Below are 13,843 nucleotides of genomic sequence, written 5' to 3'. Positions count from 1 at the left end.
CGATACTGGGCTCGCGGCGCACGATTACCCAGGCGGGAGTCACACCCGCTAGAACACGCGGCCTTGCCAGGCCGCACTGCCCCATTTGGCCTTTTCTGAGCTATCTCCCGCTACCGATTCCCGCTGGGGGCCCTTCCCCCGATTCGACGCTCGCGCCGGACGCCGCAGCGCCCGCTGCAGACCTGCAAGTTCCATCAGCGTCCCCGTCTCGTCATCCGTCAACCCACGCCAGTTGCCCGGAAAGAGCCTCCGCCCCAGCTCGACACTGCCGTAGCGCACGCGGATGAGGCGGCTGACGGTGCAGCCGGCGGCCTCCCAGAGGCGGCGGACTTCGCGGTTGCGTCCCTCGCGCAGGACGACGTGGTACCAGTGGTTGGCGCCGCTGCCGCCGCGCTCGCTGATGTCGTCGAACTTGGCCGGGCCATCCTCGAGCGAGATGCCTTCGCGGAGGAGGTCGAGGGTGGTCGGCGCGACCTCACCCAGGATGCGCACGGCGTACTCGCGCTCGATCTCCCCCGAGGGGTGCATCAGACGATTCGCCAGCTCGCCGTCGGTGGTGAAGAGGATCAGCCCCGAGGTATTGATGTCCAAGCGGCCGACGGCGATCCAGCGGCCCTCTTTGGGGCGTGGCAGCCGGCGAAAGACGGTCGGGCGCTCCTCCGGATCTCGGCGCGTCACCAGCTCGCCTTCCGGTTTGTGATAGGCGATGACTTGCGGGAGGGCCTCCTTCTTGCGCGTGCGAAGACGCACATCGCGACCGTCGACCCGAACCCGATCGACCGGCGTCGCGCGATCGCCGAGCTTGGCGATCTCGCCGTTGACGCGCACGCGACCGTCCGCGATCCAGCTCTCGATCTCGCGGCGCGATCCCAAGCCGGCCTCCGCCAGGAGTTTCTGCAATCGGACGGGCTCGCCGGATGGAGCGGATTTCTTCCCGCGGTGATGGGGCTTTCGCATAAGTGGGCTCAGGTCATCCTAGATTGGGCAATTCGAACCGCAAAGACCCAAAGGTCGCCAAGAACAGATGGATTGCTCGGCGCCAAACGCTCACCCGCCGGATGAGCAAAATCGACTGCACAACGCATTGAAATCCTTCGCGCTCTTCGCGCCTTTGCGGTTCGATTGCGGCTTTCAGGCTCATGGATCTTGGGTCCTAGCCTGCTCGCTCGGCGCGTCCTGATCCGGATCGTTCAGCGCGAGCTCGTCCCCGAGGAAGGAATCCGGATCGCGGATCTCCGCGAGCGGCGGCAGATCGTTCAACGAGCGCAGACCGAAATAGTCCAGGAACTTCCGCGTGGTGGCATAGAGCGCGGGGCGTCCCGGAACGTCGCGATGGCCGACGACTCGGACCCACTCGCGCTCGGTTAGCGTCTTGATGATGTTGGTGCTAACGGCTACGCCACGGATCTCCTCGATCTCGCCGCGCGTAATCGGCTGACGGTAGGCGATCAAGGACAGGGTCTCGAGGAGTGCCCGCGAGTAGCGCGGCGCCTTTTCGTCCCAGAGCCGCGCGACCCAGGGTGCCACACTGGCACGCACCTGGACGCGATAGCCACCGGCGACCTCGGCGATCTCGATACCGCGCGAGGCGTAATCATCCGCCAGCTCCCGCACCAACTGCGCGATGTCGGCACGCTCTGGGCGCTCCTCCTCGCCGAAGAGGCCGAGGAGCTGGTCGATGGTAACAGGTCCACCGGCCGCGACGAGGGCGCCCTCGACGATGAATTTAAGCGGCGGTGCTGTCATGGGCCTCAGGCTGTCGCGCTTCGCGAAGCCGCACGTGGATAGGGGCAAAGGGCTCGGATTGCGCCAGCTCGATGATGCTCGACTTGATGAGCTCGAGCAGGGCGAGGAAGGTCACGACGGCCCCCGCCCGCCCCTCGGTGAAATCGAAAAGGTCGACGAAGGGGCTGAAGCCGCCGCTTCTCAAGCGATCCATCACCTGCGACATCCGCTCGCGCAGCGACAGCGACTCCTTCTCGACCTTGTGGCTGGTGAAGAGCTCGGCGCGCGCGAGCACGCCGCGCAGCGCCATCAGCAGCTCGGGCAGATCGACGTCCGGCGGCTTACGCTGGATGTGGCCCGGGGGAATTCCGACCTGCACCGGAAAGACATCGCGCTCCAGTCGCGGCAGGGCATCGATGTCTTCCGCCGCCTGCTTGAAGCGCTCGTACTCCTGAAGACGCCGGATCAGCTCGGCACGCGGATCCACGTCGTCTTCGTCCTCGGAAGGCGCACGGGGCAGCAGCATGCGCGATTTGATCTCCGCCAACATGGCGGCCATCACCAGATACTCGGCGGCCAGCTCCAAACGCATCTCACGCATCATCTCGACGTACTCCATGTACTGATCGGTGATCTGCGCGATGGGGATATCCAGGATATCCAGGTTCTGGCGCTTGATGAGGTAGAGCAGCAGGTCCAGCGGACCCTCGAAGGCGTCGAGGAACACCTCCAGGGCGTCGGGCGGAATATAGAGGTCCTGCGGTAGCGCCAAGAGCGGGGCCCCCTGAACCACTGCAAAATGCAATTCCTGCTGAGCACCGGCGCCGCCATCCCCCAGCACCACTTGCTCGGACACAGTAGGATCAACGGGCTCCGCCAAGCCTGGGGCGCCAGAGTCGGCCCCCTCCTCGCCCAAGTCGCGCTCTGCGGCCCCGTCATCCATTCCCGTTCAGCGCCATCCGGCCCACCGACACACCTGCTGAAGAGCGGATCAAGGCGTGCTCAGACCATCACCAGCGACATGGCGTGGCGGACCTCATCGATGGTCTCGCGCGCCACGTCACGCGCCCGCTCGCAGCCCTCGTTCATGATGCTGCGAACCAGGTCCGGCTGTGCCTCGTACTCCTTCGCGCGCTCCTGGATGGGGACCAGCTCGGCGAGCACGCCATCGATGACCGGGCGCTTGCACTCGAGACAGCCGATCCCCGCCGAGCGACAGCCCTCCTGGACCCAGTCGCACACCTCGTCGCTGGAATAGACTTGATGGAACTGCCACACCGGGCACTTCTCCGGATCACCCGGATCCGTACGCCGCACGCGCGCCGGGTCGGTCGGCATGGTCCGCAGCGTCTTTTCGACCTCTGCTGGATCGTCGCGCAGCGAAATGGTGTTGTTGTAGGACTTCGACATCTTCTGACCGTCCAGACCAGGCATCTTCGACGCCTGGGTGAGCAGCGCCTGCGGCTCTGGCAGGATGATGCGTCCGCCGCCCTCAAGGTAGCCGAACAGCCGCTCGCGGTCCGCCAAGGTGATGTTGCCCTGCCCGTCGAGGAGCGCACGCGCGACCTCCAGCGCCTCCTGATCGCCCTGCTCCTGATAGCGCCGCTTGAGCGAGTCGAAGAGCTTGGCGTTCTTCTTGCCCATCTTCTTCTTGGCCGCCTCGGCCTTCTCCTCGAAGCCCGGCTCGCGGCCATAGATGTGATTGAAGCGCCGGGCCACCTCGCGGGTCAGCTCGACGTGCGCGACCTGGTCCTCACCCACGGGCACTTGCCCAGCCTTGTACATGAGGATGTCCGCGCTCTGCAGCAGCGGATAGCCGAGGAAGCCATAGGTCGAGAGGTCCAGCTCCTTGAGCTTCTCCTGCTGATCCTTGTAGGTGGGCACGCGCTCCAGCCAGCCGAGCGGCGTGATCATGGACAGCAGCAGGTGCAGCTCGGCGTGCTCGGGCACACGCGACTGGACGAAGAGGGTGGCGGAGCCCGGATTGATACCAGCGGCCAGCCAGTCGATCACCATCTCTCGGGAGCTGTCCGGGATGATGCTCGGGTCTTCGTAATGGGTGGTCAGCGCGTGCCAATCGGCAACGAAGAAGAAGCACTCGTACTCGTGCTGGAGCTCGAGCCAGTTCTTGAGAACACCATGGTAGTGGCCGAGATGCAGCTGACCGGTTGGGCGCATGCCGGAGAGCACACGCGCGTTCTGAGAAGAAACGGAATTCAAGGTTTTGAAGACCTCGTGTCAGACGAAAAAGAGCTCTTTCACGATCCCTGAGCCCGGCAGCAGCCCAACGGTACCTATGACCAAAGGCAGCAAGATGGAGCCCAGCAGCCCGGTGACCAGGAGCGCGACCAGAATGATGAGTCCAAAGGGCTCGAGTCGCGAAAAATAGTACGCCATTCGCGGCGGCAGCATGGCGTTGAGCACACGTCCACCGTCCAGCGGCAACAGCGGGAAGAGATTCAGCACCATGAGGAAGACGTTGATCAGGACGCCGGCCGCGCCCGAATAGATCAAGGGCAAGGCCACCCACTGAGTGCTGTCGAGCAGCAGCAGACCGACCTGGATCAGCAGGGCCCAGCCGATGGCCATCAGCAGATTGGCGCCTGGACCGGCGACGGCGACCAAGGCCATATCACGCCTCGGGTGCTTGAGATTGCGCCAATTCACAGGCACCGGCTTCGCCCAGCCGAACAGAAAGCCGGCCAGCATGAAGGTCAAGACAGGGACGACTATGGTCCCCACCGGATCCACGTGCCTGATCGGATTGAAGGTGACGCGACCGAGCATCATGGCCGTCTTGTCGCCGAGCCGGCTCGCGACCCAGCCGTGCGCGGCCTCATGGACGGTGATGGCGAGCAAGACGGGAATTGCCAGGATGGCGAGGAGCTGAATGTGATTGAGGGCTTGCATTATTCCTCGAACAGGGTGACGTCGCCCTTGCCCTTGCGCTCGACCGCGGGGGGGTCGAGCGTCATGTTGACGACCGTGGTCGGCTCCATGCCGCAGAAGCCGCCATCGATCACCAGGTCGACGTGCTTGTCCAGGATCTCGCGCATCTCGTAGGGGTCGGTCAGCGGGAGCGCGTCGTCCGGGAGGATCAGCGTGGTGCTGAGGATCGGCTGATCCAGCTCGCCGAGCAGGGCGCGGCAGATCTCGTTGTCGGGCACGCGGATGCCGATGGTCTTGCGCTTGGGGTGCTGCAGGCGCCGCGGCACCTGCTTGGTCGCCTCGTGGATGAAGGTATAGGGGGCGGGCGTCAGGGTCTTGAGCAGACGGAAGGCCTGGTTGTCGATCTTCGCGTAGGTGGTGATCTCCGAGAGGTCGCGACAGACCAGGGTGAAGTTGTGCTTGTCGTCCACCCGACGAATGCGGCGGATGCGCTCCATCGCGGACTTCTCACCGAGCTGACAGCCGAGTGCGTAGGAGGAGTCGGTCGGATAGACGACCACGCCCCCTTCCAAGAGGATCTCCACGGCGCGGCGCACGAGCCGCGGCTGGGGGTTCTCCGGGTGAATCTGAAAGAACTGTGCCATCCTTGCCTCTTCAGCCTGCAGCCGCCCTGAGCGCAGGCGCCGACTCCGCCATCTCTGGCCAGTCGCGCCAGATCGGAGCACAACCGTCCGGCAGCCGGGCGAGGCGCCCAAGCTCGACCCAAGGGCTCTCTGGACCATGATAGTCAGACCCAGCGGATGCCATCAGGCGCTGCTCGCGGGCGTGACGGGCGAAGGTGAAGGCGTCGTCGCGGCTGTGGCTGCCACTCAGGACCTCCACGCCAGCCCCGCCCAGCTCGCGAAACTCGCCGAGCAAAGCCTGCATCCGGGTCCGAGTCTGCTTGTAACGGGCCGGGTGGGCGATCACCGCCTGGCCACCTGCACCACGGATCCAGGTGACGGCCTCCTCCAGCGTTGCCCACTGGCCGGAGACGTGCCCAGGTTTGCCAGTGGTCAAGAAACGCTTGAAGACATCGCCGGTATCTGCAGCCAGACGGCGACTGACCAGGAAGCGCGCGAAGTGCGTGCGCCCGATGAGCTTCCCGTTGGAGAGGGCCTTGGCGCCTTCATAGGCACCCTCGATGCCGCGCTTGGCCAACCTGCGGCCGATCTCCTCGGCACGCCAGGCACGAAAAGCCATCAGGCGGTCAAGGCCGGCCTGCAGGGCGGGAGCGGCAGGATCGAGATGCAGTCCGACGACATGGATGGTACGCCCACCCCAGGTCACCGAGATCTCGACACCAGGGATCAAATGGACGCCGACCTGACGCGCCGCTACGCTAGCCTCGCTCAAGCCGTCGGTCGTGTCGTGATCGGTCAGCGCGAGCACCTCCACGCCCGCCGACGCGGCGCGCTGCAGCAGCTCGGTTGGCGAGAGGGTGCCGTCCGAGGCCGTGGAGTGGGTGTGCAAGTCAGGGGTGGGTTTCATCTGCATAGTTTAACTGAACGCCGATGATGGCGTGATAGGTGAATACGCAAGACGGAGGCCAGCTCGGTTGCTATCCTTCAGTGAGCCCGCTCGATCATTGAATCCGCCCGATGGCGCCGAGACGCAAGGCCAGGCGCCCGCTCGCCGATGCTGAGGACCACTATGGGCAAGGCGCTTCCCCCCATCGACATCAGTTACATCGCCGATCGGCTCGATGACATCAGTGACGACCTCGAGCATGCCTACGACGAGGCGCTGGACGCGGAAGGCCCGGAGCCCCGTGTCCTCCTGGAAGGCATGCGGCGGCTCATCGACACCATGCGCGCCGCAGATGCCGGCCCGCCCGCCCAGTTCTCGGAGCGGCTGCAGAAGTCGACGGGCTCGGACCCCGAGGTCCTGCTCGAGCACGGACTGCGACTGCTGACGCAGCTCTCCGACCTCGCGGCCCAGCTCAATCTGCCCCATCACGCCGAGCATGTGGAGCAGCTCTGCCTGCCCTTGGCCTGTTGGCTGCTGCGCCGCGGCGCCGAGCTTCAGCACCCCGAGCCGGTGGTCAACGCCGCCGCCCACATCGCCAATGGCCTAAAATCGCCCACGGAGCTGGCCGAGCTGTTCGGGCTGCTGAGCGAGGTGATGAACGGCATCGGGATCGAGCGCGCCCTGGAGCTGGAATCGAGCAGCCCGGAGCGGCCCTGGCGCGTACTCCTGCTCAATCGCGCCATCGTCGCCACCCGCAGCCACCAACCGGCGCTGATGGAGGAAGCCTTCCAGTCAGTCGTCGAGCATTTGCGCGAGGATGCCCCGGATTTCTTCCGCGAGGGCATGGGGCAGATGGAGTCGCTGGACTATCCGCTTCAAGTCCGCGAGGTCATGCAACGCTACTTCGACGTCTGGTGCGTGGGTCAAAAACTGCACTGAGATCCGCCCCGACGGCGCGGAGGCCGGACCAGGATGACAACAAGGGTCGCGAGGTATCGGGCTGCACGGCGGATTCTTTTCCCTTCACCTAGCGGGCAAGAGGTGCCTATCGGCCAACCCTCGCCTCTCTTCGCGCCTTCGCACCTGCGCGACTCGAGCCCTCAGCCCTGGGCTGCCGGGTGCGGTCAGCCCGGAATCAGGTGCTTCTGCAAACGGTAGAGGAGCGTATCCCGGGTCAGTCCGAGCAGACGGGCGGCACGGCTCTTGTTTCCGCCGGCGAGCGACAGGGCTTGCCGAATCAGCTCGGCCTCCAGGCTGTTGAGGTCGATCCCCTGCGGCGGCAGCTCGAAGCCGGGCGCGGTCTCCGCGCTCACGTCCCCGCGGCGCACCTCGCGCGGCAGGTTCTCGGGGCCGATCTCCGCGCCGGGCAGCAAGATGACGAGCCGCTCGCACAGATTCCCCAGCTCCCGCAGATTGCCCGGCCAGTGGTAGCGACGCAGCAGCCGCTCGGCGCCCGCCTTCAGCGAAGGCGCATCCAGCCCGTGGCGCGAGGCCGCGAGCACCATGAAATGCTCCGTGAGCAGGGGGATATCCAAGACCCGCTCGCGAAGGGGCGCAACCTCCAGCGGAACGACGCAGAGGCGCTGATAGAGATCGCGTCTGAAACGGCCCTCTTGGACGAGCGCATTGAGGTCACGAGTGCTGCCGGCGATGATCCGCAGCTGCGCGGACCGCGCCGCGGAATCCTGGCGCGCCAGCAGATTCAGCAAGCGCGCCTGGTCATTGGTCGCCAGCTCCGAGACCTCGCTCAGATAGAGGGTCGCGCGCTGCGCCTCCATCCCGGCGACGCAGGCCGCCAGGTCGCCTTCGGGCGCGCCGGTGCAAGCAAACTCCAGGAAGCGATCCTTGCGGCGCGGACTCGCGGTGTGGATATCGCGCGCCAGACTGGACTTGCCGCTGCCAGGCTCGCCGAGCAGCAAGACGCTAACATCCGTTGCGGCCACCATCCGGGCCGCATTCATAAGACGCGAGAAGGCGGGCGATTTTCCGATGAGCTCAGTCTTCACGGTGCGACTTCCATACTGCTGTGAACGGCGCAGGATTCCCCGAGGTCGATCTCGATCAGGCAGGGGGCGCGAGATCCTGATTGTATCCTTGGTAGTAAAGCGTAAACAGGGCCAAGCCGATCAGCGCGATTCCGGCCAGGGCCTGCAGGCGCCGGTCGCGTGCCAGCAAGCCCAGGCGTCCAGCCAGCAGCCCGGTTCCGAGCACCACCGGCAGTGTCCCGAGACCGAAGGCGGCCATGTAGCCAGCGCCCGCGAGCCAGCCGCCCTGAGCCGGGGCCCCGATCAGTATGCTGTAGACGAGTCCACAGGGAATCCAGCCCCAGATCAGTCCGACCAAGAGTGCGCCGAGCGGACTTCGGACCGGCAGCAGACGCTGCCGTGCCGGCTCCAGGCGCCGCCACAGCGGCAGCCCGACCCGCTCGACGACGGCGAATCCCGGCAGCCAGCCGCCAATGTAGAGTCCGATGCCGATCAGCACGCTTGCCGCGACCAGCCGCATCACCTCCTCCAGCCAGCCGAGCGTCGAGAGCTGAGCCAGCCCCGCGCCCAGCGAGCCGAAGGCGGCACCCGCGACACAGTAGGTCAAGATTCGCCCGAGGTTGAACAGCAGCTGGTAGCTGACGTAGCTTGATGGCCGGCTGCGCACGGCCGGCGGCAGCGAATAGCTGATGGCGCCCGCGATCCCGCCGCACATGCCGATACAGTGCAGCGCGCTCAAGAGTCCGACCAAGAACGCCAAGGCGTAGGCCGGACTCATCGGCGCGGCAAGAACGACGAACAGAGCTGAGGGGAGGATCCGGTGGAGTTTCTGAAGGCGAACTTGGACTTCGGTGTCATGGGCCTGCTGGGTTTCATGAGCTTCGTAATGATCGCCTTCGTCATCGAGCGCTACCTCTACTTCGCCCGCTTGGACCTGACGAGCTTCGACGACGCGGAGGACTTGGACCTCGCGCTGACCAGGCACCTCACGGCGATCGCCACCATCGGCGCCAACGCCCCCTATGTCGGGCTACTGGGCACTGTGCTCGGCATCCTCATCGCCTTCTATGACATCGGGCAAAGCGGCGTGATCGAGACCACCACCATGATGATCGGACTGGCGCTCGCGCTCAAGGCGACCGCTCTGGGTCTAGTGGTCGCCATCCCCTCATTGATCTTCTACAACGCCCTGCTGAGACGTACCGAGGTGCTCAAGGCGCGCTGGCGCAAGGGGCGCCGCCCATGAAGCGCATGGATCAGATAAATGTCATCCCCTTCATCGACATCATGCTGGTGCTGCTGGCCATCGTCCTGACCACCGCGACCTTCATCAGCGAGGGACGCCTCGAGATTCGCTTGCCGGAATCCAAGGAGCAGGCCCAGCAGGACGCGGAAAGGCGGCTCGAGATCGCGATCGACGCCGATGGCAACCTCTATGTCGACGCCGAGCCCTTGAGCCTGGAGCAGCTCACCAGCCAGCTCGACGGCCTGAGCAGCGATACGCCCGTCGTGCTCAGGGTGGACGCAGCGACCCGATTCGACCGCTTCGTCGCCATCATCGACGAGCTCAAGGCACGCCAGCTCGAGCGGCTCAGCATCTTGACGCAGCGCTCATGATCCACACGCGACCCTGTTGGCGCTGCGTCTGGGGCGGCCTGCTCCTCTCCGCGGCCATTCACGCGGCGATCGCGGCGGCCGTCTTCGGCTTCAGGGCAGCCAGCCTGCCGCAAGGCGGGCCGGGTGCCGGAGACGCGCCCGTCGCGCTGGATCTCGCCATGTTCGTCGCCGACGCATCCGCGCCGGCAACCGAGCCGCAAAGCCTTTCCAGCCCCACACCCGAAACACCCGCGCCCACCCCCGAGGAGCCGGAGCCAAGAACCGCCGAGCCGCAAGAGCAGCCACCACCCCCTGTCCCGCCAACGCTGCCAGAGCCAGAGCAAGTGACGCGCGCGGCCCCACAGCCGACGCCCCCCGTCGCGCCAGAGCCCCCACCGAAGCCAAAGACAACGCCGGTCGCCAAGCCGAAGCCGAAGCCGAGAAAAGAGACCAAGACCAAGACCAAGCCGGTCGCCAAGCCCGAGCGGAAACCCACGCCCAAGCCGGCGCGGACACTCAAGCGCACAGCCTCGCCCAAGGCATCGAAGCCAGCGCGAGCGCCGAGCCAACAGCGGCGAGAGATGGCCTCCAACCGGGCGGGATCACAATCCAAGGGGCAGGCAGCCGGCAGCGGAGGTCCAGGCAAGAGCGGCTCGTCGCGGGCCACCAAGGCTGCGGATGAGCGCGCCTATCTCGCGGCGCTGCAGCGCGCCATCAGCCGCCAGCAGCGCTATCCCATGAGCGCGCGGCGCAAGCGCGAAACCGGCACGGCGATGGTCGCCTTCACCATTCAAGGCGACGGCAGCCTGAGTCGGATCCGCATTGCGACATCATCTGGGCATCATGCGCTCGACCAGGCCGCGCTACAGGCGATGTATCGACTCGGCCGCTTCAAGCCCATCCCGAAGTCGCTTGGCCGGAGCAGCTGGGCGCTGCGCGTGCCAATCCGGTTCGATCTCAAATGAGCCCGAAGCACGCACCGAAATCGAGCAGTGTGACCCAGGCGAGGATGGAAATGGGCGCCACCGAATCACACCTTGGGTATCATTGCTTCAGCATCGACTGAAATACTGAACGACGAGGACAGACAGACATGGCCGCACTCAACCTGGACCACTTGGAGCCGCTGCGCGCGCAGCTCGAAGCGCACGCGATCTATGGCGCGATTCAGAGCGTCGAAGATCTCCGAACCTTCATGCAGCACCATGTCTTCTCGGTCTGGGATTTCATGTCCCTGATCAAGTATCTGCAGCGTGCGATCGCGCCGGTTCAGGTGCCCTGGACACCGACCTCCGACCCCAGCCTGCGCTACTTCATCAATCAGCTCACCCTGGAGGAAGAGTCTGATGCCATCCCGCTCGACTCCGGCGAGACGCTCTACGCCAGTCACTTCGAGCTCTATCGGCGCGCCATGAGCGAGATCGGCGCGAACGCGGACATGCCACTGCGCTTCCTCGAGCTGGTCGCCGAGCAGGGCATCGACAAGGCCCTGTATTCGGACATCGTGCCCCTGCCCGCCCGCTACTTCACGGAGACGACCTTCTGCTTCATTCGGGAAGACAAGCCGCACCTGGTGGCAGCAGCCCTAGCCCTTGGCCGCGAGAACCTCATCCCCGCCATGTTCCGGCAGCTCCTCGATCGGATGGGCATCGACGCCGAGCAGGCACCGACCTTCCATGCCTACCTCAGCCGCCACATTCATCTCGACGAGGACTTCCACGGCCCACTCTCGCTCAAGCTCCTCGAAACACTGTGCGGCGACGACCCGAAACGCATCGAGGAGGCGGAGACCGCCGCGGAAGAGGCCCTGTGCGCGCGCATCCGCTTCTGGGATGGCGTACTCGAGGCGATTCAGGCCGCCCGAGGCTGAAGCGGCGGCGCCCTCCCCGATCACTCACTCGGCAACCCCTGCGCGGGGTCCAGCCGAGTGGCAATTCCCAGCCAGTACCCAGCCAGTACCCAAGCCCAACCGCCGAGGATGTCGCAACGGCGATTGCAGTGACGCCGAAAACCCCGTGTCTTGATAAGTTATTCCTCGCCTCCATGCTTGGCTATGCATCGGTAATTCGCCACATAGTAAATTTCGGAGGAAGAACAGATGACCGCAGCCGTATCCGTCCCGTTAGATAACGAAGGGTTCTTGCTCGACCGAGATGACTGGAGCGAGGAGATCGCCGTCGAGCTCGCGCGCTCGGACGACTTCGAAATGACGGAGCAGGTGATGCACTTCATCAAGGAGGCACGCGCCATGTATGAGGAGGATGGCGTCGTGCCTCCGATCCGGATTTTCGCAAAGAAGCAGAAGGTGTCGACCAAACAGCTCTACGACATCTTCAAGAAGGGCCCCATGAAGCTCATCTGCAAATGGGGCGGCCTGCCGAAGCCAACGGGCTGCGTCTGATCAGACCTCGCCCCTGTTGTAGTCGGGCTGCGCCGTGATCTTATGGATGCTGAGGTCGGCGCCAACGTACTCTTGCTCTTCGCTCAGACGCAGCCCGATCAACAGCTTGATCAGCCCGTAGACGGCGAAGCCACCGACCAGCGCGAAGGCGACGCCGATCAAGCTGCCGACTAGCTGGGACATGAAGCTGACGCCGCCCATTCCGCCAAGCGCCTCGAGCCCGAAGATACCCGCCGCGAGACCACCCCAGAGCCCGCACAGGCCATGCAGCGGCCAGACACCCAGCACGTCGTCGATGCGCCACTTATTCTGCGTCAGCGTGAAGGCGTAGACGAAGATCACGCCGGCGACGCCGCCGGTGATCAATGCACCAATGGGATGCATCAGATCGGATCCCGCACAGACCGCAACCAGCCCGGCGAGCGGACCATTGTGCAGGAAGCCAGGGTCGTTCTTGCCCGCCAGCAGCGCAGCCAGAATCCCGCCCACCATCGCCATCAGCGAATTGAGCGCGACCAGACCGCTGACGGCCTCGACCGTCTGAGCGGACATCACATTGAAGCCGAACCAGCCCACCGTCAGCGTCCAGGCGCCAAGCGACAGGAAGGGGATGGACGACGGCGGATGCCCCGTCATGCCGCCGTCCTTGCGATAGCGGCCAGCACGCGGGCCGAGCAGCAGCACCGCGGCGAGCGCGATCCAGCCACCCACGGCGTGCACCACCACGGAGCCGGCGAAATCATGGAAGGGAAGACCGAACAGGCCTTCGATGAACGCCTGCATCCCCAGGTTGCCGTTCCAGGTCATGCCCTCGAACAAGGGGTAGACGAGCGAAACGATGACGAAGGAGGCCAGCAGCTGTGGATAGAAGCGCGCACGCTCGGCGATGCCGCCGGAGATGATGGCCGGGATGGCCGCCGCGAACGTCAGCAGGAAGAAGAACTTGACCAGCTCGTAGCCGTTCTTGTCTTGCAGCGCCTGGGCGCCCGAGAAGAAATCGATGCCATAGGCCAGGCTGTAGCCGATGAAAAAATAGGCGATGGTCGAGATCGCGAAATCGCTCATGATCTTCGCCAGGGCATTGACCTGGTTCTTCGCCCGGACAGTCCCGACCTCGAGGAACGCAAAGCCGGCGTGCATCGCCAGCACCATGACGGCACCGATGAGAATGAATAGGACATCGGTACCTGCCTGCAGTGATTCCATACTTCTTGTTCTCGCTTGACCAAAATTGGTGCGACCCGGTAAGCAGGTCTCGGGCCAAGCGATGACAAGCGCGGCGCGACCCAGCCTGCAACCACTAGGCATGGCATCCGGGCCTCGGCGTCGGTCGCGGTTTAGTGCACTGATCGGCAGTCGCGATCGCCAATGAAGAGGCTGATCCTGCGGCCTGCGGGAGCTGCGTTCGTCCCAGGCTCAGCCTCACGCCAAGACAGCTCGCCAACGGCGACGGCGCAGCCGGCACCCCTCAGACGCACCAATATCGAGCAGCAAACAAACCACTCGCACCACCATGTGACACACATCATTCCCCCGCCCTCTTCTCCTAATCCCTGGGAGCCGGCCGGCATTGGCCCATGCGAAGGAGACGGGCGCACAAGTCTGGGACAGGGTTAGCAGCAATGCCATGGACTTAGCGCCTAAAGCTATGATTATGTTACAATAATGCGTCTTCACAGGAACCTTGTAGGAGCATGCCGATGAAGCGTTGCAACGCTATCAGTCTCAACACCGAAGA

16 protein-coding genes are annotated in these 13,843 nt (G+C 64.8%); 6 read left to right on the top strand and 10 right to left on the bottom strand.

The genetic code is table 11. From position 1 onward, the window contains the following. Positions 1-48: 48 nt before the first annotated feature. The 7 genes from rluB to G3446_RS23575 form a co-directional block, all read right to left on the bottom strand. Positions 49-957, bottom strand: a complete 909-nt coding sequence (gene rluB / locus G3446_RS23605) for a 23S rRNA pseudouridine(2605) synthase RluB (protein WP_164455937.1) — start codon at positions 955-957, stop codon at positions 49-51. Positions 958-1,137: 180 nt separating this feature from the next. Then, positions 1,138-1,746 (bottom strand): SMC-Scp complex subunit ScpB, encoded by a 609-nt coding sequence (gene scpB, locus G3446_RS23600; RefSeq protein ID WP_164455935.1) that lies wholly within the window; start codon positions 1,744-1,746, stop codon positions 1,138-1,140. Next, positions 1,727-2,668, bottom strand: a complete 942-nt coding sequence (locus G3446_RS23595) for a segregation and condensation protein A (RefSeq protein WP_164455933.1) — start codon at positions 2,666-2,668, stop codon at positions 1,727-1,729. The genes scpB and G3446_RS23595 overlap by 20 nt, the downstream gene beginning before the upstream one ends. A gap of 59 nt (positions 2,669-2,727) precedes the next feature. Then, the gene (locus G3446_RS23590) at positions 2,728-3,945 is read right to left on the bottom strand and encodes a tryptophan--tRNA ligase (protein ID WP_164455931.1); all 1,218 of its coding nucleotides are present in this window, start codon (positions 3,943-3,945) and stop codon (positions 2,728-2,730) included. Between the two features lie 18 nt (positions 3,946-3,963). Continuing rightward, on the bottom strand, positions 3,964-4,635 hold the full coding sequence (locus G3446_RS23585; RefSeq protein ID WP_164455930.1) for a site-2 protease family protein: 672 nt from the start codon (positions 4,633-4,635) through the stop codon (positions 3,964-3,966). Continuing rightward, the gene (locus G3446_RS23580) at positions 4,635-5,258 is read right to left on the bottom strand and encodes an L-threonylcarbamoyladenylate synthase (protein ID WP_164455928.1); all 624 of its coding nucleotides are present in this window, start codon (positions 5,256-5,258) and stop codon (positions 4,635-4,637) included. The genes G3446_RS23585 and G3446_RS23580 overlap by 1 nt, the downstream gene beginning before the upstream one ends. Before the next feature lie 10 nt (positions 5,259-5,268). Then, a complete protein-coding gene (locus G3446_RS23575) occupies positions 5,269-6,144 on the bottom strand; it encodes a PHP domain-containing protein (protein ID WP_164455927.1) in 876 nt (291 codons plus the stop codon). Between the two features lie 147 nt (positions 6,145-6,291). Here G3446_RS23575 and G3446_RS23570 point away from each other — a divergent pair, with 147 nt between their 5' ends. Next, positions 6,292-7,062, top strand: coding sequence for a hypothetical protein (locus tag G3446_RS23570; RefSeq protein WP_245232717.1), 771 nt, complete (start codon positions 6,292-6,294; stop codon positions 7,060-7,062). A 185-nt stretch (positions 7,063-7,247) separates the two neighbouring features. Here G3446_RS23570 and G3446_RS23565 read toward each other — a convergent pair whose 3' ends face one another. After that, a complete protein-coding gene (locus tag G3446_RS23565; protein ID WP_342450209.1) occupies positions 7,248-8,129 on the bottom strand; it encodes a sigma 54-interacting transcriptional regulator in 882 nt (293 codons plus the stop codon). Positions 8,130-8,184: 55 nt separating this feature from the next. After that, positions 8,185-8,886 (bottom strand): sulfite exporter TauE/SafE family protein, encoded by a 702-nt coding sequence (locus tag G3446_RS23560; RefSeq protein WP_164455925.1) that lies wholly within the window; start codon positions 8,884-8,886, stop codon positions 8,185-8,187. A 42-nt stretch (positions 8,887-8,928) separates the two neighbouring features. Between G3446_RS23560 and exbB the strand changes: the two genes are divergently transcribed. The 5 genes from exbB to G3446_RS23535 all read left to right on the top strand — a co-directional run bounded on the left by exbB (position 8,929) and on the right by G3446_RS23535 (position 12,105). Further along, entirely contained in the window at positions 8,929-9,354 is a 426-nt protein-coding gene (exbB, locus tag G3446_RS23555) for a TonB-system energizer ExbB (protein WP_164455923.1), read from the top strand. A gap of 5 nt (positions 9,355-9,359) precedes the next feature. Continuing rightward, the gene (exbD, locus tag G3446_RS23550) at positions 9,360-9,725 is read left to right on the top strand and encodes a TonB system transport protein ExbD (RefSeq protein WP_245232716.1); all 366 of its coding nucleotides are present in this window, start codon (positions 9,360-9,362) and stop codon (positions 9,723-9,725) included. Then, entirely contained in the window at positions 9,722-10,669 is a 948-nt protein-coding gene (locus tag G3446_RS23545) for an energy transducer TonB (protein ID WP_164455919.1), read from the top strand. Before exbD ends, G3446_RS23545 begins: the two co-directional genes overlap by 4 nt. Before the next feature lie 128 nt (positions 10,670-10,797). Beyond that, the gene (locus G3446_RS23540; protein ID WP_164455917.1) at positions 10,798-11,574 is read left to right on the top strand and encodes a DUF3050 domain-containing protein; all 777 of its coding nucleotides are present in this window, start codon (positions 10,798-10,800) and stop codon (positions 11,572-11,574) included. A gap of 228 nt (positions 11,575-11,802) precedes the next feature. Next, complete coding sequence (locus G3446_RS23535; protein WP_164455915.1) at positions 11,803-12,105, top strand: TusE/DsrC/DsvC family sulfur relay protein; 303 nt, start codon at positions 11,803-11,805, stop codon at positions 12,103-12,105. Here G3446_RS23535 and G3446_RS23530 read toward each other — a convergent pair whose 3' ends face one another. Further along, the gene (locus G3446_RS23530) at positions 12,106-13,311 is read right to left on the bottom strand and encodes an ammonium transporter (protein WP_164455913.1); all 1,206 of its coding nucleotides are present in this window, start codon (positions 13,309-13,311) and stop codon (positions 12,106-12,108) included. It lies immediately after the preceding gene. Positions 13,312-13,843 lie beyond the last annotated feature (532 nt).

Source organism: Thiorhodococcus minor (assembly GCF_010820565.1).
In the GTDB taxonomy this organism is placed as follows: domain Bacteria; phylum Pseudomonadota; class Gammaproteobacteria; order Chromatiales; family Chromatiaceae; genus Thiorhodococcus; species Thiorhodococcus minor.
Note: the sequence above shows the minus strand (reverse complement) of the source record. Positions and strands in the feature narration are given on the sequence as shown.